This is a genomic window from Starkeya nomas (assembly GCF_902703545.1).
GTDB classification, from domain to species: Bacteria; Pseudomonadota; Alphaproteobacteria; order Rhizobiales; family Xanthobacteraceae; genus Ancylobacter; species Ancylobacter moscoviensis.
Map to the genome: position 1 here is coordinate 3,843,819 of NZ_CACSAS010000001.1, position 19,182 is coordinate 3,863,000.

Annotated in this window: 16 protein-coding genes; 9 read left to right on the plus strand and 7 right to left on the minus strand. The window is 69.6% G+C overall.

Going from position 1 to position 19,182, the window contains the following annotated elements:
- Positions 1-75 precede the first annotated feature (75 nt).
- The 9 genes from STARVERO_RS18200 (at position 76) to STARVERO_RS18240 (ending at position 9,287) form a co-directional block, all read left to right on the plus strand.
- A complete protein-coding gene (locus tag STARVERO_RS18200) occupies positions 76-681 on the plus strand; it encodes an amino acid synthesis family protein (protein ID WP_159600574.1) in 606 nt (201 codons plus the stop codon).
- Positions 674-2,437 (plus strand): alpha/beta fold hydrolase, encoded by a 1,764-nt coding sequence (locus STARVERO_RS18205; RefSeq protein WP_159600576.1) that lies wholly within the window; start codon positions 674-676, stop codon positions 2,435-2,437. The genes STARVERO_RS18200 and STARVERO_RS18205 overlap by 8 nt, the downstream gene beginning before the upstream one ends.
- A 24-nt stretch (positions 2,438-2,461) precedes the next feature.
- Positions 2,462-3,511, plus strand: a complete 1,050-nt coding sequence (locus STARVERO_RS18210) for an LLM class flavin-dependent oxidoreductase (protein ID WP_159600578.1) — start codon at positions 2,462-2,464, stop codon at positions 3,509-3,511.
- A gap of 8 nt (positions 3,512-3,519) precedes the next feature.
- A complete protein-coding gene (locus tag STARVERO_RS18215; RefSeq protein ID WP_159600580.1) occupies positions 3,520-4,995 on the plus strand; it encodes an aldehyde dehydrogenase in 1,476 nt (491 codons plus the stop codon).
- 11 nt (positions 4,996-5,006) lie between these two features.
- Positions 5,007-5,321: an NIPSNAP family protein gene (locus STARVERO_RS18220; protein ID WP_159600582.1), complete on the plus strand. Its 315-nt coding sequence runs from the start codon at positions 5,007-5,009 to the stop codon at positions 5,319-5,321.
- Positions 5,322-5,381: 60 nt separating this feature from the next.
- Positions 5,382-6,416 (plus strand): ABC transporter substrate-binding protein, encoded by a 1,035-nt coding sequence (locus STARVERO_RS18225; RefSeq protein WP_144341161.1) that lies wholly within the window; start codon positions 5,382-5,384, stop codon positions 6,414-6,416.
- 112 nt (positions 6,417-6,528) lie between these two features.
- Positions 6,529-7,407 (plus strand): ABC transporter permease, encoded by an 879-nt coding sequence (locus STARVERO_RS18230; RefSeq protein ID WP_144341162.1) that lies wholly within the window; start codon positions 6,529-6,531, stop codon positions 7,405-7,407.
- A 3-nt stretch (positions 7,408-7,410) separates the two neighbouring features.
- Positions 7,411-8,211, plus strand: a complete 801-nt coding sequence (locus STARVERO_RS18235) for an ABC transporter permease (protein WP_144341163.1) — start codon at positions 7,411-7,413, stop codon at positions 8,209-8,211.
- A complete protein-coding gene (locus STARVERO_RS18240) occupies positions 8,208-9,287 on the plus strand; it encodes an ABC transporter ATP-binding protein (protein ID WP_159600584.1) in 1,080 nt (359 codons plus the stop codon). The genes STARVERO_RS18235 and STARVERO_RS18240 overlap by 4 nt, the downstream gene beginning before the upstream one ends.
- Before the next feature lie 64 nt (positions 9,288-9,351).
- Here STARVERO_RS18240 and STARVERO_RS18245 read toward each other — a convergent pair whose 3' ends face one another.
- From STARVERO_RS18245 to xylB, 7 genes are all read right to left on the minus strand, one after another.
- Positions 9,352-11,124 carry a thiamine pyrophosphate-binding protein gene (locus STARVERO_RS18245; protein ID WP_144341165.1) on the minus strand — a complete coding sequence of 591 codons (1,773 nt, stop codon included), beginning with the start codon at positions 11,122-11,124 and terminating at the stop codon, positions 9,352-9,354.
- A 90-nt stretch (positions 11,125-11,214) separates the two neighbouring features.
- A complete protein-coding gene (locus STARVERO_RS18250; protein WP_159600586.1) occupies positions 11,215-12,765 on the minus strand; it encodes an FGGY-family carbohydrate kinase in 1,551 nt (516 codons plus the stop codon).
- On the minus strand, positions 12,762-13,763 hold the full coding sequence (locus STARVERO_RS18255; RefSeq protein WP_244616814.1) for an ABC transporter permease: 1,002 nt from the start codon (positions 13,761-13,763) through the stop codon (positions 12,762-12,764). The genes STARVERO_RS18250 and STARVERO_RS18255 overlap by 4 nt, the downstream gene beginning before the upstream one ends.
- Entirely contained in the window at positions 13,760-14,764 is a 1,005-nt protein-coding gene (locus STARVERO_RS18260; RefSeq protein ID WP_159600588.1) for an ABC transporter permease, read from the minus strand. The genes STARVERO_RS18255 and STARVERO_RS18260 overlap by 4 nt, the downstream gene beginning before the upstream one ends.
- Complete coding sequence (locus STARVERO_RS18265) at positions 14,764-16,293, minus strand: sugar ABC transporter ATP-binding protein (RefSeq protein WP_159600590.1); 1,530 nt, start codon at positions 16,291-16,293, stop codon at positions 14,764-14,766. Before STARVERO_RS18265 ends, STARVERO_RS18260 begins: the two co-directional genes overlap by 1 nt.
- 77 nt (positions 16,294-16,370) lie before the next feature.
- On the minus strand, positions 16,371-17,408 hold the full coding sequence (locus STARVERO_RS18270; RefSeq protein ID WP_159600592.1) for a sugar ABC transporter substrate-binding protein: 1,038 nt from the start codon (positions 17,406-17,408) through the stop codon (positions 16,371-16,373).
- A gap of 123 nt (positions 17,409-17,531) precedes the next feature.
- Positions 17,532-19,010, minus strand: a complete 1,479-nt coding sequence (gene xylB / locus STARVERO_RS18275) for a xylulokinase (protein ID WP_159600594.1) — start codon at positions 19,008-19,010, stop codon at positions 17,532-17,534.
- Positions 19,011-19,182: the final 172 nt, after the last annotated feature.

Sequence of the window (19,182 nt, forward strand, 5' to 3'; positions counted from 1 at the left end):
TCTTATGGTATACCATCTTACGATAAACGATAGATAGGGCGCCGGAACGGGCGCCGCCAACGTGGAATTCGCGTCATGCCTCTGCAGCTCAGGAAGCTCGTCACCTACTCCGAGACCACGCTGATCGAGGGCGGACGTGCCGCCACGACCCCGCTGCGCATGCACGCCGCGGCGGCGGTGCTGACCAACCCCTGGGCCGGTCGCGGCTTCGTCGAGGACCTGAGGCCCGAGATCCATGACATCGCCCCTCAGCTCGGCGCCCTGCTGACGGAGGAAGTCCTGAAGCTCGCGGGTTCGGGCGAGGCGGTGGAAGGCTATGGCAAGGCCGCCATCGTCGGCACCTCGGGCGAGGTGGAGCATGCTTCCGCGCTGATCCACACGCTTCGCTTCGGCAATCACTACCGCAAGGCCGTGGGCGCCAAGAGCTACCTCGCCTTCACCAACACGCGCGGCGGCCCCAACACCCCGATCGTGATCCCGCTGATGGACAAGCTCGACGAGGGGCGCCGCTCGCACTACCTGACCATCCAGTTCTCGATCCTCGACGCCCCAGCGCCGGACGAGATCGTCGTCGCGCTCGGCGCCTCCATCGGCGGGCGCCCGCATCACCGCATCGGCGACCGCTACCAGGACCTGAAGGAGCTGGGCAGCACGCAGGAGCTGGGCGCCGCTCATGTCTGAAATGCGTGTCGCCGCCTATGTCGGCCGTGACGGCCGGCCCGCCCGCATCCGCTACCGGCGCGATGGAGCGGCGGGTGGCGTGCCGGTGGTTCTCATCCACGGCGTCGGCATGGCGCTGGATGTGTGGGAACCGCAGATCGAGACTCTCGCCTCCCGCTACGATGTGATCACGCTCGACATGCCCGGCCATGGCGGCTCCAGCCTGCCGCCGGAAGATGCGTGCCTCGCCGACTACGCCAGCCATGTCATCGCCCTTCTGGACGCGCTGGCGATTCCGGCGGCGGTGGTCATCGGCCATTCCATGGGCGCCCTGGTGGCGCTGGAAGTCGCGCTTTCCCATCCCGCGCGGGTGCTCGGCGTCGTCGCCCTCAACGCCGTGTTCTGCCGCACGCAGGAACAGCGCCTGGCCGTTTCGGAGCGCGCCGCCATCCTTGCCGAGGAAGGCAGCTCCGCCTCGCACGAGGCCGCCGTGCGCCGCTGGTTCGGCGAACCGGTGCCGGAAGAGCTGGAAGCCACGGCCGCGCGTGTCGCCGGCCTGCTCGCCAGCTGCGACCCGGTCGGCTATGCGCGCACCTACGCACTCTTCGCCGCCTCCGACGAGGCGCATCGCGACCGCCTTGCCACGCTGGCCGTGCCGGCGCTGTTCATGACGGCGGACGGCGATCCGAATTCGACCCCCTCCATGTCGGAGGCGATGGCCCGCCTCGCACCGCAGGGGCGCGCGGAGGTGCTGGCGGAGGCCCGCCACATGATGAACCTCACCGCGCCGGAAGCGGTGAACCAGCGTCTTCTCGCCTTCCTGCAGGAGGTGGCGCCCACACCCTTCGACCCGAAGGCGTTCCGCCAGGCGCTGGGCGCCTTCGTCACCGGGGTGACGGTGGTGACCACGCGCAACGCCGCCGGCGAGATGCGCGGCTTCACCGCCAATTCCTTCACCTCGGTCTCGCTCGACCCGCCCCTCCTCCTCGTCTGCATCGCGAAGACGGCATCGAGCTTTCCGGTGTTCGGCAGCGCCGAGACCTTCGCCGTGTCGGTGCTGGCGGCGGCGCAGAAGGACGTCTCCGCGCTTTTCGCTTCCAAATCGGCCGACAAGTTCGGCGCCAGCCGCTGGCATATCGGGCCGGCGGGCAGTCCGGTCATCGAGGGCGCGAGCGCCTGGTTCGACTGCCGCCGCCACAGCCTCGTCGAGGCCGGCGACCATGTGATCCTGATCGGCGAGGTCGCCGGCTTCGGCGCCACCGCCTCGCCGCCGCTCGGCTATTGCCGGGGCGCCTATGTCGACTTCGCCCTCGGCCAGCAGGCGCTGGCGAAGCGCGACGAGCCGGCCCGCGTCGGCGCCATTCTTGAGAGGGACGGCGCGGTGCTGCTGGTCGAGGACGGCAAGGGCGGGCTCGACCTTCCCGCCGGCACCTGCCTGGAGCCGACCGGCAATCCGCGCAGCCTCAAGGGCGCGCTGGCCCGGCTCGGCGTCGAGGGCCGGCTCGGCTTCCTCTTCGCCGTGTTCGAGACGCCGGAAGCGGGGAGCGGCCAGGCCGCCGTCTCCATCTATTACCGTGGCACGTTCGAAGGCGTTCCGCACCCGGAAGCCGGCGCCCGGCTCGTGCCGTTCGACGCCATCGAATGGCCGCGCCTGCCGGACGAGGCAACGCGGTCCATGCTCGCCCGCTTCGTGCGCGAGCGCAGTGAAGACGCCTTCGGCATCTATGTGGGCGATGCCGAGCGAGGCACCGTCCACCCGCTCGCCGCCCACGCCTGAGACAGAACCGGGGACCCGACGATCATGAAATTCTCCCTCTTCGTCCACATGGAGCGTTCCGATCCGTCCATCCCCCACCGCCGTCTCTTCGACGAGCTGGAGGAACTGGCCCTGACCGCCGAGGCCGCCGGCTTCGAGACGGTATGGATCGGCGAGCACCACGCGATGGAGTTCACCATCGCGCCCAACCCCTTCATCCAGCTCGCGCACCTGGCCGCCCGCACCTCGACGATCCGGCTCGGCACCGGCAACGTGGTGGCGCCGTTCTGGAACCCTATCCGCCTCGCCGGCGAGGCCGCGATGATGGACGTCGCCTGCAACGGCCGGCTCGACCTCGGCGTCGCCCGCGGCGCCTATGCCTTCGAATATGAGCGCATGCTGCCGGGCCTCGACGCCATGGGCGCCGGGCAGCGCATGCGCGAGCTGGTGCCGGCGGTCAAGAAGCTCTGGGAAGGCGACTACGCCCATGAAGGGCAGTTCTGGTCCTTCCCCACCTCCACCGCCTCGCCGAAACCCGTACAGGCCGGCGGCCCGCCGGTCTGGATCGCGGCGCGCGACCCCAACAGCCACGACTTCGCCGTAGAGAGCGGCTGCAACGTGCAGGTCACGCCGCTGGCCGCCGGCGACGGCGAGGTGGTGAGCCTGATGGAGCGCTTCAACACGGCGGTGGCCAATCACCCCGAGGTGCCGCGCCCGAAGATCATGCTGCTCCAGCACACCTTCGTTACGGACTCGGAGGCCGAGACGCAGGCGCTCAGCCAGGATCTTTCCGATTTCTACTGCCTGTTCGGCGCCTGGTTTGCCAATAAGCGGCCGATCCGGCAGGCCATCATGGAACCGCTCACCGCCGAGGAATGCGCCGCCTACCCGCAATACGCCCCGGATATCGTGCGCAAGAACGTGGTTCTCGGCCAACCCGAGGACGTGATCGCACGGCTGAAGGACTACGAGGCGCAAGGGTTCGACCAGTTTTCCATCTGGATTGACGGCGGCATCAGCCACGCCCGCAAGAAGAAGTCGCTCGACCTCTTCATCCGCCACGTCATGCCCGCCTTCGAACCGGCCTACGCGTGAGACACCTGATGAGCACGCACGATTTCAAGCTCTATATCGACGGCGCCTTCGTCGAGGCGGGCGCCACCTTCGAAAGCACCGATCCGGCCAGCGGCGAGGCCTGGGCCCGCATGCCCGCCGCCGACGCCGCCGATGTCGACCGTGCCGTGCGGGCGGCCCACCGCGCGCTCAACGATTCCGCCTGGGCCGAGCTTACCGCCACCCAGCGGGGCAAGCTGCTCACGAGACTCGGCGACCTCATCGCGACCAACGCCGCCGAGCTTGCCGCGCTGGAGACCCGCGACACCGGCAAGATCATCCGCGAGACCAGCGCCCAGATCGGCTATGTCGCGGAATATTATCGCTATTTCGGCGGCCTCGCCGACAAGCTCGAAGGCGCCCACCTGCCCGTCGACAAGGCGGACATGGAAGCCTATGTGCGCCGCGAGCCGATCGGCGTCGTCGCCGCCGTGGTGCCGTGGAACTCCCAGCTCATGCTGGCGGCGGTGAAGCTGGGCCCCGCCCTCGCGGCCGGCTGCACCGTGGTGCTGAAAGCCTCCGAAGACGGCCCCGCGCCGCTTCTCGCCATGGCCCGGCTGGTGCACGAGGCCGGTTTTCCGCCCGGCGTGGTCAACATCATCACCGGCTTCGGCGAGGAATGCGGACGCACGCTGACCGCCCATCCGCTCGTCGCGCGCGTCGCCTTCACCGGCGGCCCGTCCACCGCCCGCCACGTGGTACGCAACACCGCCGAAAATCTCGCCTACACGACGCTGGAACTCGGCGGCAAGTCGCCGGTGCTGGTCTTCGAGGACGCCGATCTCGACAGCACCGCCAACGCGGTCATCGCCGGCATCTTCGCCGCCTCCGGCCAGAGCTGCGTCGCCGGCTCGCGCCTGCTGGTCCAGCGCTCCGTCCGCGACCGGATGCTCGCCATCCTCGCGGAAAAGGCCCGGCTGATCCGCATCGGCAACCCGCAGGATCGCGCCACCGAGATGGGGCCGCTCGCCACCGGACGGCAGCTCGCCCATATCGAGGCCACGGTGGCGGCGAGCATAGCCGCCGGGGCGCGCCTCGTCACCGGCGGACGCCGGCCGGAATCGCATCCCACCGGCAACTACTACGAGCCGACGATCCTGCTCTGCGCGGGCAACGAGGTGCCCTGCGCCGCCGAGGAGCTGTTCGGCCCGGTACTCAGCGTGATCGCTTTCGACGACGAGGAAGAGGCGGTGGCGCTGGCGAACGACACCGCCTTCGGCCTGGCCTCGGGCGTCTTCACCGCCAGCCTCACGCGGGCGCACAGGATGATCCGCCGCCTGCACGCCGGCATCGTCTGGGTGAACACCTACCGGGCCGTCTCGCCCATCGTGCCCTTCGGCGGCTACGGCCAGTCCGGCCTCGGCCGTGAGGCGGGAGCGGAATCCATCCGCGACTACACCCGCACCAAATCGGTCTGGATCCGCACCTCGGACGAGCCCATCGCCGATCCCTTCGTGATGCGCTGAGGAGACCCGCCATGCTCTACGAGATGCGCACCTACCGGCTGAAGACCGGCGCCACGCCGGCTTATGTGAAGCTGGTCGAGGAGGAAGGCATCGCCATCCAGAAAAGCCATCTCGGCCAGCTGGTGGGCTACTTCACCAGCGAGATCGGCCCGCTCAACGAGATCGTTCATATCTGGGCCTATGCGAGCCTCGACGACCGCGTGGCTCGCCGTGCCAGGCTCGCCGCGGATCCGGCGTGGCAGGCCTTCGGCCCCAAGATTCAGGCGCTGATCGAGGTGATGGAGAACAAGATTCTCCTGCCCACCTCCTTCTCGCCGCTGCCCTAAGACGAGAGCGCGAAAACGCGCCGCGTGCCGAACACAACCAGAGAACCACAGGGGAATAACATGTCTCGCACGTCCAAGATCGGCTGGATCGGAGGTCTGGCCCTCGGTGCGCTCGTCGCCGGCGCAGGCCTCGGCATCGCCCAGTCCGGCTCCATCGTCTTCACCAGCTGGGGCGGCACCACGCAGGACGCCCAGAAGCAGAGCTGGGCCGTGCCCTTCACCAAGAAGACCGGCATTGCCGTGAAGCAGGACGGGCCGACCGACTACGGAAAATTCAAGGCCATGGTCGAGAGCGGCAATGTCAGCTGGGACGTCGTCGACGTCGATGGCGACTTCGCCGCCGCGGCCGCCAAGGACGGGCTCCTGGAACCGATCGACTTCAGCGTGGTCCAGCGCGCGGACCTCGATCCGCGCTTCGTCTCCGACATGGCCGTGGGAAGCTTCTATTACTCCTTCGTGCTCGGCTTCAATCCGGCCAGTTTCGGCGAGAAGGCACCCAAGAGCTGGGCCGACGTGTTCGACACCAAGACCTTCCCCGGCAAGCGTACCTTCTACAAATGGTCCACCCCGGGCGTGCTGGAGATCGCGCTGTTGGCCGACGGCGTGCCGGCCGACAAGCTCTATCCGCTCGACCTCGACCGCGCCTTCAAGAAGCTCGACACCATCAAGGCGGACATCGTCTGGTGGGGCACCGGCGCGCAGTCGCAGCAGCTTCTCGCTTCCGGCGAGGCGCCGATCGGCCAGTTCTGGAACGGGCGCCTCTTCGCGCTCGAGCAGGGCGGCACCAAGGTCGGCATCTCCTGGGAGCAGAACCTGACCGCCGCCGACATGCTGGTGGTGCCGAAGGGTTCGAAGAACAAGGAGGCGGCGATGAAGTTCCTCGCCGAGGCGACCAGCCCCGAAGGCCAGGCAAGCTTCGCCACCGACAGCGGCTACGCGCCCATCAACCTGAAGTCGCCGGCCCTCATGCCGAAGAATGTCGCCGCCGATCTGCCGGACCAGCACACCGCCTCGCAGATCAACCTCGACATGGGGTACTGGGCCGCGCACCGCGACGAGATCGGCAAGCGCTGGTACGCTTGGCAGGCTCAGTAGGCCGGCAAGCATTCATCACGCCGCGATGCCCGTGCCGACGCGCGGGCATCCATCGCCTTCCCGGCCCGGTTCCAAGGGCCGGATCGCCTTCGAGCCCTTTCGACGAGCGCCCATGACCGTGACCGACGCCACGACCAGCACCGCTCCGCACGCGCCATCCGCCTCGTCGCGCCGCGCCGCCCGCGGTTTCGCGCCGGTGACGCCGGCCCTGGCGCTGGTGGTGTTCGTCTTCGTGCTGCCGGTGCTCGCGCTCCTGCTGCGCAGCGTGCTGGAGCCGCAGCCGGGTCTGCAGAACTATGAGGCCTTCTTCGCCTCCACCACCTATCTGAAGGTGCTCGGCAACACCTTCCTCGTCGCCGGCACGGTGACGGTGGTGACCGTGCTGCTGGGTTTCCCGGTGGCGTGGTTCCTCGCCATCGCACCGGGATTCTGGTCGCGCCTCCTGTTCGCCATCGTCATCCTGTCGATGTGGACCAACCTGCTGGCGCGCACCTATGCCTGGATGGTGCTGCTCCAGCGCACGGGCATCATCAACCGCACGCTGATCGACCTCGGGCTCATCTCCGGGCCGCTGCCGCTGATCAACAACCTCGTCGGCGTCACCATCGGCATGACCTACATCATGCTGCCCTTCATGATCCTGCCGCTGCACGCCACCATCCGCTCCATCGACCCCACCGTGTTCCAGGCGGCGGCGCTGTGCGGGGCGAGCCGTTGGCAGGCCTTCACGCGGGTGATGCTGCCGCTCACCGCCTCCGGCATCGCCGCCGGCGCGCTGATGGTGTTCGTCATGTCGCTCGGCTACTTCATCACCCCGGCGCTGCTGGGCGGCACCTCCAACATGATGCTGGCGGAGCTGATCGCCCAGCTCGTACAGTCGCTGCTCGACTGGGGACTGGCGGGGGCCGCGGCGCTGATCCTGCTGACCATCACGCTCGCCATCTATCTCGTCCAGCTGCGCTTCTTCGGCTTCGGACAGGCAAGGAGCTGACCCATGCTGCTCGATTTTTCCCGTCTCGGCGGCTGGCGCGTCGCCCTCATCCTCATCGCGCTGCTGGTCGGCGCCTATCTGCTGCTGCCGATCCTGCTCATCGTCGCGCTGTCCTTCGGTTCCTCGCAATGGCTGCAGTTCCCGCCGCCCGGCTGGACGCTGCGCTGGTACGAGGAGCTGTTCGACGATCCCGAATGGATCGCCTCCTTCCTCACCAGCTTCCAGATCGCCGCCGTCGTCACCGTGCTGTCGGTTCTGATCGGGCTGATGGCCTCCTTCGGCCTCACGCGCGGCACCTTCCGCGGCCGGGAGGCGCTGCGCGCGCTGTTCCTCACCCCGATGATCCTGCCGGTGGTGGTGCTGGCGGTGGCGCTCTACGCCTTCTTCCTGCGCCTCCATCTCAACGGCACCTTCGTCGGCTTCGTGCTGGCGCACCTGGTCATCGCGCTGCCCTTCTCGATCATCGCCATCTCTAACGCGCTGGAGCGCTTCGACCGCGACATCGAGACCGCCGCCATCGTCTGCGGCGCCAGCCCGCTGGAAGCCAAGATCCGCGTCACCCTGCCCGGCATCCGCCTCGGCCTCGTCAGCGCGGCGATCTTCTCCTTCCTCGCCTCCTGGGACGAGGTGGTCATCGCCATCTTCATGGCGAGCCCGGACCTCCAGACCCTGCCGGTACGCATCTTCGGCACGCTGCGGCAGGACCTCTCGCCGGTCATCGCCGCCGTCTCGACGATCCTCATCGCCCTGACCGCCGCCCTCATGGCGCTCGCCGCCCTCCTGCGCAAGGACGCCCGCTCATGACCTTTCTCGACATACGTGGCGTGTCCAAGAGCTTCGGCAATGTCGCCGCCGTCTCCGACGTCTCGCTGGAGATCGCCCGGGGCGAGTTCATGACCTTCCTCGGCCCGTCCGGCTCCGGCAAGAGCACCACGCTCTACATGATCGCCGGCTTCTTCGAGCCGACCGGCGGCGACATCCGCCTCGACGGACGCAGCATCCTTGCCGAGCCGTCGAACAGGCGGAACATCGGCATGGTGTTCCAGCGCTATACGCTGTTCCCCCATCTCAGCGTCGCCGAGAACGTCGCCTTTCCCCTGCGCGTGCGGCGGCGGTCCGGCGCGGAGGTCTCCCGCAAGGTCGAGGAGATGCTGGCGCTGGTGCGGCTGGAGCGCTTCGCCGACCGCATGCCGGCCCAGCTCTCGGGCGGCCAGCAGCAGCGTGTCGCGCTCGCCCGCGCGCTCGCCTACGATCCCCCGCTGCTGCTGATGGACGAGCCGCTCTCGGCGCTCGACAAGAAGCTACGCGAGGAGATCCAGGCCGAGATCCGCCGCATCCATCGCGAGACCGGCGTGACCATCCTCTATGTCACGCACGACCAGGAGGAGGCGCTGAGCCTTTCCGACCGGGTGGCGCTGTTCAACCATGGGCGCATCGAGCAGGTGGGCAAGGGACGCGACCTCTACGACGCGCCGCACACCCGCTTCGTGGCCGGCTTCGTCGGCCATTCCAACTTCCTCGACTGCACCATCGCCGCCCGGCGGGACGTGCGTGCCGACATCGTCTTTCCCGATGGCAGCGGCTGCGCGGACATTCCGCTGCACGCAGCCGCTTCCTCCGGCACCGCCGCGCGGCTGATGATCCGCCCCGACCGGCTGCAGCTCGCCGCACCGGTGCCGGCGGCCGGTCCGGGCATCGACGCCACCCTGTCCGATGCGACCTTCATCGGCGAGACCTTCCACTTCGCGGTGACGACCGGCTGGGGGGCGCAGGTCAATGTCCGGCTTCCCGCGGGCGCGCCGATGGCCCATGAGCCGGTCATCGGCGAACGCGTCCGGCTGAGCTGGAACGCCGCCGACGCCCGCCTGTTCGCGGACTGAGTGCCGCGCCAGGACGCCGGTAGATCCCTGGTTAAAGGGGCGGGCGTGCCCGCCCCTCGCGGGCCTACGCCAGGGTGGGCGAGGTCTTCCAGTCGCGCAGCTTGTAGACCGTGCCGGGACGCGGGCGTGGGGTATCGCCGCCTTCGCGCATGCGGCGCTTGAAGGAGTGGATGGGCGTGGCGAGATCGTCGATGCGGAACTCCACCACCGAGGGGCCGTCATAGGCGAAGGCGGCGTCGAGCGCGGGGCCGATCTCGTCCGGCTTCTCCACATAGAACGCCTTCAGCCCCAGCCCGGCCGCCGCCTCGGCGAAGCTCGGGTGGCAGCTCTGGCTCTCCAGCAGCGCCGACTGGACGTTCTTGAAGAAGATCTCCTGCCAGAGCTGGATCCAGCCCAGCCGGCCGTTGTTCAGCACGATGTTGACCACGCGCTGGTTCTGCTGGACCTGCGTCGCCAGCTCGCCGATCGTGTAGGAGAAGGCGCCGTCGCCGGCCACCGTCACGATGCGCGCGTCGGGCCGCGTCGCCGCCGCGCCGATGGCCGCCGGGGTGGAATAGCCGAGGCCGCCCTGCCCGCGCGCATAGAGGAACTGGCGGCCGGCCTTGCGCGCCGGCAGGAAGTTGGCGATCCAGCCGGCCGAGAAGCTGGCGTCGGAGACCACGATGTCGTCCTCCGACAGCCGCTCGGCGAGCGCCGCCATGACGCGGGGCGGGTTGAGCGGCAGCTGCTCGCTGGCGATCTCCTCGCGCTTCTGCGCCTCGCCGGCTTCCTTGACCTCGGCGATGCGCGCCATCCAGGCGGGGTGGCTCTGCGGTTCCAGCGAGCGGTCGATCAGGCGCAGGGCCTCGCGCACGTCGCCGAACAGCGAGACGGTCGGCCGGAAGGTGCGGCCATGCTCGTTAGGGTCGGCGTCGATGGTGATGGTCGCCTGCTCCGGCAGCGGCAGCGTCCAGTTCATCGCCGTGTTCTGGCTGGCCTTGGAGCCGCACCAGATCACCAGATCGGCCTCCTTGATCAGCTCGATCGCCGCCCAGGAGCCGAGCGGGTTGAGCGTGCCGGCGGCATAGGGCAGCGTCTCCGGCACCGAGCCACGCCCGGTGAGGCTGGTCACCACGAGCCCCTGCAGCTTCTCGGCGACCCGCCCGACCTCCGCCGTGGCGTCGGCCCCGTGGACGCCGCCGCCGCAGACCAGCGCCGGGCGCTTCGAGCGGGCGATCAGCGCCACGGCGTCGGCCACCGCCTCGCCCGTCGGCGCGGCGCGCACGAAGGGCGCCTGGATCGCCCGGTCGTCGATGGCGACCTTGACGAGGTTCTCGTCCCATTCGGCGTCGAAGATGTCGTGCGGGATGATCAGCGCCACCGGGCCCGGCCGCGGCGAGGTCGCCACCCGGAAGGCGGTGCGGATCATCTCCGGCAGGGCCGTCACCGAGGGAACCAGCCAGGAATCCTTGGTGATGGTCTTGAAGAAGGAGAGCTGGTCGAAGCCCTGGCTTGCGATGCCCTTCTCCTTCAGCGTCAGCCAGTCGAGCGGCAGCTCGCCGACGATGCCGATCATCGGCACCGAGGCGTTGAGCGCCTCGATGAAGCCGGCCGGCAGCAGGTTGGCGCCGGGGCCGACGGTCACGTCGCAGACGCCGGGCTTGCCGGTGAGGCGCGCATAGGCGTCGGCGGCATAGGCGGCGTTGCGCTCGTCGCGCATCAGCACGTGGCGGATGCGGTTGCTCCGCCGCGAAATGCCGTCATGCAGCGCCGTGGTCTGCCCGCCCGGCATGCCGAAGACCAGCTCGACGCCGTATTGCGCCAGCATTTCGGCGACCAGATCTCCGATGTGAGCCATGTGTCCTGTACTCCAGATAGGGACCGTTGCCGTCCGGGTCGGACGGGAGGGATAGGGATGGACGATGCCGGCCGGGACGGGCCGGAGGGATCAGGCCGGCACGGCGCGCTCGCGCACCTTGGCGTGCATGAGCGGGGCGAGCGCGACATGGGTCGCCCGGTAGTCCTCGAAGATCGAGGCATAGCGCGCGCCGGCCTCGCGGTCGGGCTCGATCACGAAATCCTCGCGGACCATCGCCCCGGCGCCTTCCGGCAGGTCGCGGAACGCGCCGCCCCCGACCGCCGCCACGATGGCCGAGCCGAAGGCGGAGGCCTCGCTCACCTGCGGCACGTTGATCGGCACGCCGCTGACATCGGCGTGCATCTGCAGCAGGAAGCGGCTGCGCACCGTGCCGCCGCAGGCGGTGAGGGAACTCACCGCGATGTCGTTGGCCGACAGCGTGCGCAGGATGTTCTCGGTGCCGTAGGCGACGGATTCGATCAGCGCCCGCAGGATGTGGTCGGGCGAATGCTTGAGCGTGAGGCCCCAGATGGCGCCGCGCAGGTCGTAGTCGGTGTAGGGGTTGCGGTTGCCCTGCCAGAAATCCAGCGCCACCAGCCCCTCGGCGCCGATCGGTATGCCGGCGGCGCGCGCGATCATCGCGGTGTAGGGATCCTCGCCATGGCACAGCGCGGTGCCGAAATGGTCGTGCCACCACTTGATGATGGAGCCCGAGGAGACCTGCCCGCCCTCCAGCACGTAGAGGCCGGGGACCACGCAGTCGGGATGCGGGCCGAACAGGCCCGGCACCTCGCCGGGCTGGTCGGTCACGCTCAGCACGAGATGCGACGATCCGGTGATGAAGGCGGTGCGGCCGGGCCGGCACACGTCGAGCCCGACCATGGCCACATAGGCGTCGGTGCCGCCGCAGACCACCAGCGTATGGCGGCCCAGCCCCATGGTCTCGGCGACGTCGGGCACCACCGGCCCGATCGGCGCGCCGAGCGCCAGCACGTCGGGAGGAAAGCGCTCCGTGATGCCGGCGAGCCCGATGCGCTCGAAGAAGCCGGTCGGCCAGCCGCCGGCGAGGCCGCCATGGAACCAGCGGTTGCTCGCCTGGTTGAGGCCGAGCGTCAGCCGCCCGGAGAGACGGTAGGCGATGTAGTCCGCCATCTCGACGAACCAGCGGGTGCGCGCGAACAGCTCCGGCTGGTTCTCCTTGATCCAGAGGATGCGGGGGATCATCCACTCCGCGCTCACGCCCGCCCGGCAGCGGGCGAGCGCGGGATCGCCGCATTCGGACATCCGGCGGGCCTGGGCCGAGGCGCGGGTGTCCATCCAGAGAATGGCCGGGCCGAGGGGCTGGCCCGTCTCGTCGAGCGCCACGAGCGTGCTCGACGTGCCGTCGGCCGAGATGGCGAGGATGTCGTCCGGCGCGGCGCCGGCACGGGCCACCGCCTCGCGCACCGCCATGCAGGCGGCCGCCCACCAGTCGGCGGGGTTCTGCTCGGTCCAGCCCGGCTTCGGATGGATGGTGGGATAGTTGCTCGTCGCCGTGCCGCGCACATGGCCGGCAAGGTCGGACACGATGGCGCGCGCGCCGCCCGTGCCGCAATCGAGCCCCACCACGAGGGGACCGGCCGCCCGGGGATGCATGTTCATGACCGTCCCCCCCTGGCGAAGCCGTCCAGCGCCCGCCCCATGCGCACCGCCATGGCGACGCCGGCGAGCAGCAGCGCGCCCTTGATGATCTCGCGCTGATAGTCGGGCCATCCCAGCAGGGCACCGCCGCTCACCAGCACCGCCAGCAGCAGCACGGCGGTGGCGGTGCCGATCACGTTGGGCCGGCCGATGCGGATCATCATGCCGCCCAGGAAGACGGCGGTGAGCCCGTCGATGAAGTAGGAGCTGCCGATCATCGGCTGGCCGGAGGACAGGCTCGCCGCCAGCAGCACCCCCGCGACCGAGGCGCAGACGCCGCTGATCAGATAGACCAGCACCAGCAGGCGGTGGACGGGGACGCCGACATCGACCAGCGCCTCCTCGTTCTGCTCGGCGGCGTAGATGTAGTGGCCGAAGGTCAGCCGTTCCTGCATCCACCACGCCACCGCGTAGAGCGCGGCGACGAAGAGCGCGATGAGCGGCACCGGACCGAGACGGGCGGCGAGGAAATCGCCGAGCAGCCCGGTATCGTCGATGCGGATCGAGGTGCCCGCGCCGATGGCCGCCGCCGCGGAGGCGCACACGCCGCCGGTCGCGATGGTGGTGATCAGCGGGGAGAGCCGCATGCGGCCGACGAGCACGCCATTGACCAGCCCCACGACGGCGCCGATGGCGATGCCGCACAGCGCCGCCAGCGCCCAGCCGCTGCCCTGCGCCAGCAGGCCGGCGGTCGTCATGTTGGCAAGGGCGGCGATCTGCATGAAGCTGACGTCGATCTTGCCGGCCGCGATCACCCAGGTCAGCCCGAGCACCATGATCGCCATGATGCTGGCACTGCGCAGGATGGTGACGATGTTGCCGCCGTCCAGCATCTGCGGCCGCCCCGCCGCGAAGGCGAACAGGCTGGCGATCAGCGCGAGCAGCAGCCACCAGCGGCCGATAGTTCTGAAGCCGGCAAAGGACATCTGCGGGCGCATAGGCGAGGAAATCTCGGTCACGGGTGTGTCTCCCCGATCTTTCGGCCGAAGCCGAGGAAGGTCATGAGGAAGGCCGCCTCCCGCCGCAGGCGCTCGTCGAACAGGACGACGCCTGCCAGAAGGATCAGGCTCACCACGCCGTCGCTGTAGTAGTAGGGCACGCCGAGCAGCGAGAAGCCGTCGAGCAGGACGGTGATCAGCGCGGTGCCGGCGAGCGTGGCGGGGATGGAGGCGCCGCCGAGCAGCGCCGCGCCGAGGAAGACGGCGGCATAGGCCGGCATGAGGAAGTTGGCGCCCTCATTGGTATCGGCGGTTCCCGATTCCGCCAGGATCAGCACCACGGCCAGCACGGCGGTCGCCGCGCAGACGGCGAAGGCACCCATCGTATAGAGCCGGACGGGGATGCCCGACAGGTGGGCCGAGACCGGGTTCTCGCCGGCGGCGCGGAACGAGGCGCCGAACCGCGAATGGTGCAGCACCAGATAGGCGACACCGTAGACGGCGATGAGGAAGAAGAACGAGGCGTTCAGGCCGAGGAAGCGGATGTCGTTGAGGTCGATCAGCCCCGAGGTCATGAAGTTCTGGAAGATCGTCCGCCCGCCCGTATAGAGGAAGGCCATGCCGCCGACGATGGAGCCGGTCGCGATGGTGGTCACGATGTCCGGCAACCGGCCATAGGCGACCGCGAAGCCGTTCACCAGGCCGACCGCGATCCCGACCCCCAGCCCCGCCGCGATGGCGGCGCCGAGGGAGTATCCCCCGGCGATCAGGAAGCCGATGGTCATCGCCGCGAAGGAGGCGATGCCGGGAAAGGACAGGTCGTATTTGCGCACCACCACCACGAAGGTGAGGCCGAGCGCGGCAAGCCCGTTGGCCGCCATGTGGCGGGTCACCGCGGTGAGGTTGCGCATGGAGAGGTAGCGCGGCTCGATCAGCGCGAAGATGGCGACCACCGCCGCCACGAGGGCGAGGAAGGCCAGCACGCGGTAGAAGCCGGAAGGCAGGCGCGAGGTCCCTGTCATCAGTGCAGGCTCCCCATGATCCCGGCGGCGAGGAGCCGGCCGCGGGTGATGTCGGCGGAGGGCTGGCCGATCTGCCGGCCCTTGTAGAGCGCGAAGGTGCGGTCGGAGAGGCCGTGCACCTCGTCGCAGTCGCTGGACATGACGATGACCGCCGCACTCTCGGCGAGGTCGCGCATCAGCCCGTAGAGGCGCGAGCGGGCGCCGATGTCGACGCCGACCGTCGGCTCGACGAAGATGTAGAGGTCGGCCCCGGCGAAGAGCCCCTTGGCGACCACGATCTTCTGCTGGTTGCCGCCGCTGAAGTCGCTCACTGCGCGGTCGAGCAAGGGCGGGTGCAGCGTCACCTTCTCCGCCAGCTCCGCGCTGGCGCGGCGGTTCCGGCCGCGGCGCAGCAGGCCGGCGAGGCCGGACGCCTTGCCCAGATTGGCGAGCGTCATGTTGAAGACCGAGGCCTGGCTGAGCGTCAGCCCCTCGGTGCGCCGGTCCCCCGGCACGAGGAAGATGCCGTTCGCCAGGGCCTCGCGCGGCGTGCGCGGGGCGATCTCCCGCCCGCCCAGCCGCATCCTTCCCTCCGCCGGCCCCACGGCGCCGAACAGCACCTTGGACAGTTCGTCGAGCCCGGAGCCGACGAGCCCGAAGACGCCGACGATCTCGCCGCGCCGCACGTCGAAGCGGATATTGTCCAGCACGCCCGGCAGCCGCAGCCCCTCGACGGAGAACACCACCTCGCCGGCCCCGGCATCCTCGCGCCGGGGCGGATAGACGTGATCGAGCGTCTCGCCGAGCATCAGCTCGGCCAGGGTGACGCCCTCGGCGCGGGCCGCCTCGACGCTCATGGTGGTGATGCGCCGGCCGCCGCGGAAAACGGTGAGGCGGTCGACGATCTCCATCACCTCCTCCAGGCGGTGGGTGATGTAGATGATCGAGATGCCGGAGGCGCGCAGATGCGCCATCAGGCGGAACAGCACGTCCTTCTCCACCTCGGTCAGCGTCGAGGTCGGCTCGTCGAGGATGAGCACGCGGATGTTCTCGCGCGACAGCGCCTGCAGGATGGCGACGATCTCCCGCTCCACCACCGACAGGCTGGCGACGCGACGGGAGAGGTCGATCTCCACCGGGAAGCGGGCGAGCAGCGCGTCGGCGCGCCGACGCATGGAGGCGCGGTCGATGCGGCTCCAGAAGCCGCGCCGTTCGCCTTCCATGCCGAGGAAGATGTTCTCGTAGCCGGTGAGATCGCCCACCAGTTCGGGGTGCTGCTGGACGGCGGCCACGCCATGGGCGATGGCGTCGCGCGGCGAGCGGAAATCCACGCTGCGGCCGTCGATCTCGATCGTGCCCTCGTCCTTGGTGTAGACGCCCGACAGGATCTTGATGAAGGTCGACTTGCCGGCGCCGTTGACGCCGAGCAGCGCGTGGATCTCCCCCTGCTCCAGGGTGAAATCCACCTCGCCGAGCGCCTGCACGGGGCCGAAGCGCTTGGCGAGCCGCGATATGGTCAGGACGGGTTGGGCCAAGACAGGTTGGGCCATGACAGGCCTCCTCACGGATATCCGCATCGGTGCCGGCGGAAGCCGGGGGCGGCGGCACGCCCCCGGCCGGCGGACGGTCAGACGGCGCGTACCCAGCCCATCTTCTCGGCGCGGCCCGGCACGTCGTAATCGTCCGGCAGCCCCTCCTTGAGCATGTCCTGGGTCACGGCGTAGGCGGGCGTGATGACCGTGCGCGGCGTCTTGCGGCCGGCGAGGTGCTCATGGGCGTAGAGCACGTCGAGATAGGCCATCTCGTAGAAGGACTGCGCCATGGTCAGCTTCAGCTGCGAGCCGGCGGCGATGTAGTTGAAGGCCTGCGAGCCGCCGTCGATGCCGGTGATGACGAGGTTCGGGCGGTCGGCCGCGCGAGCGGCGAGGGTGCCTTCCACCGCCGCCCCGTCCCAGGCGCACCACACCGCCGCCAGGTCGTCATGCGCGGTGAGGATGTTGTCGACCGCCTGCCGGGGCGTGACGTTGCCGGCGAGGGCGAAGGCCCAGCTCGTCACCACCTTGATATCGGGATAGCGCCGGAGCGCCCATTCCATGCCGAGCGTGCGCTGGTCCCAGCTCTCGTTCTGCGGCAGCAGCACGCGGGCGATCGGGCCCTTGCCGTTCAGCTTCCGGGCGATGAAGTCGCCGGTGTAGAAGCCCATGCCGAAATTGTTCGACATCGCCGTGGTGTTGACGGCGACGCCGGGGATCATGCTGTCGGCGGCGAAAACCGGGATGCCGGCGCTGATCGCGCGCTGCACCGCCGGGGCGATGGCCACCGCGTCGGCTGGGGTGACGAACAGGGCGTGCGGCTTGGTGGCGATGAGCGAGTCGATCTGGTCGGACTGCTTCTTGGCGTCGAAGCCGGCATCGGTGGTGGTGAGCGTACCGCCCAGCTCCTTCACCGCCGCGGTGAAGCCGTCCTGCAGATGGCGGCCGGAATCGTAGGTCGTCCAGCCCAACGCCGCGGCGAACTTGTAGTCGGCGGCGAGGGTCGGGCGGATGTTGAGATACTGCGCCGCCATCAGCGTCGTGCCGGCGGTCAGCAGCATGCGGCGCGACAGCTTGAAGCCGCCCTCGCCCGCTCCGGCGGGCGCCGCGTCGTTCGATGCGAAATCCGTCATTGGGTCGTTCTCCCTGGTCGAAGATGTCCTGGTCCACCGTCGGGGGCGGAGCGGCTCTTTCGTTTTCGAGTGGCTCCCGACCGAAGCGCCGGGAGGCTGGCGTTGGTTCAGGCGTGGTCGGCGTCAGGCGTGGCCATGCAGCGCCATCGAGGCGTTGCGGACGGGGGCGTAGAGCCCGCGCCACTGCGCAAAGGCGTCGCGATAGCTTCCGGCGAGCGCCGGATCGGGCTCGATCGTGCGGGCGATCTTCGGCCGCCGCAGCACGTCGCGCGGCGGCGCGTTGGTCGCCGCGATCATGCCGAGGCGGGCGGCGCCGAAGGCCGCCCCGAGCTCGCTCGCCTCGGGAATGTCGATGACGCAGTCGAGCGCGTTGGCAACCATCGACATCCAGAGCGGCGAGCGCGACCCGCCGCCGATGCCGAGCAGCCGCTCGAAGCGCGCGCCATTGTCGTGGAAGCCGTGTGCGGCGTCGGTGAGGGCGAAGGCGACGCCCTGCAGCACCGCATGGGTGAGCGCCCGCGCATCCGTGCCGTGATCGAGGCCGACGAAGGCGCCGCGTATCTCGGCGTCGTCCTGCGGGCTCCAGCAGCCGTCGAGGAAGGGCAGGAACAGCAGGGAGCCGGCGGGCCGGGGCGTGTCGCCGAGGTCGCGGACGAGTTCGGCCGCCGGTCGCCCGAGCAGGCCGGCGAGCCAGTTGAGGCAGGAGGTCGCCGAAAGGATCACCGACATCTGGTGCCAGATGCCCGGCACCGCGTGGCAGAGCGTCTCGATCGCGTGGTCACGGCTCGGCCGCGCCTCGTTGGTGGCGACGAACAGCACGCCGGAGGTGCCGAGCGACACCGTGCCGGCACCGGGTTCGATGATGCCGCTGCCGCAGGCGCCGCAGGCATTGTCGCCGCCGCCGCCCGCCACCGCCGGCCGGTTCACCATGCCCCAGCGGTCGGCGAGGCCGGGGGTGAGCAGGCCGCTCGGCTCGGTGCCTTCGACGAGGCGGGGCATCTGCGAACGGTCGAGATCGGTCGCCGCCAGCAGCCGGTCGGACCAGGCCCGGCGGGTGACGTCCATCCAGAGCGTGCCGGAGGAATCCGCCATGTCGGATACCTTCTCGCCGGTCAGCTTCAGGCGGATGTAGTCCTTGGGCAGCAGGACGGTGCGGATGCGGGCGAAATTCTCCGGCTCGTGCCGCTGCACCCAGATCAGCTTGGGCGCCGTCACGCCGGGCGTGGCGCGGCGGCCGGCGATGGCCCGCAGGTCCGGCTCGCGCTCCTCGAGCTGGCGGCATTCGGCGGTGGAGCGCGTGTCGTTCCAGAGGATGGCCGGCCGGATGGGCCGGTCCGCGTCGTCGAGCAGCGTCGCCCCGTACATCTGCCCGGAGAGGCCGATGCCGCGCACGGCGGCCATCTCCCTGGGGTGACGATGGGCGAGGTGGTCGAGCGCCTCGCAGACCGCGTCCCACCAGATCTCGGGGTGCTGCTCGGACCAGCCGCGATGCGGCCGGTCGACCGACAGCGGCCGCGACGAGCCCTCCGCGAGGATGCGCTGGTCCTCATCCATCAGGATGGCCTTCACCCCGGACGTGCCGAGGTCGATTCCCAGATACATGTCGTCACCCGCTGTTACGGTGTGAGTAACCTGGGGGAATCCCCAGGGGCGTCTTCTCCCGTGGCGCCGGCCTTTTTGGCCGTCCGCCGATGGGCGGCTTGTGCCGCCCTTCTTGTGTCGTCACGGCTGGCTGGGCCGCGTAGGCGTGGTGTCTGCGTCTTCCTTCTGCGTT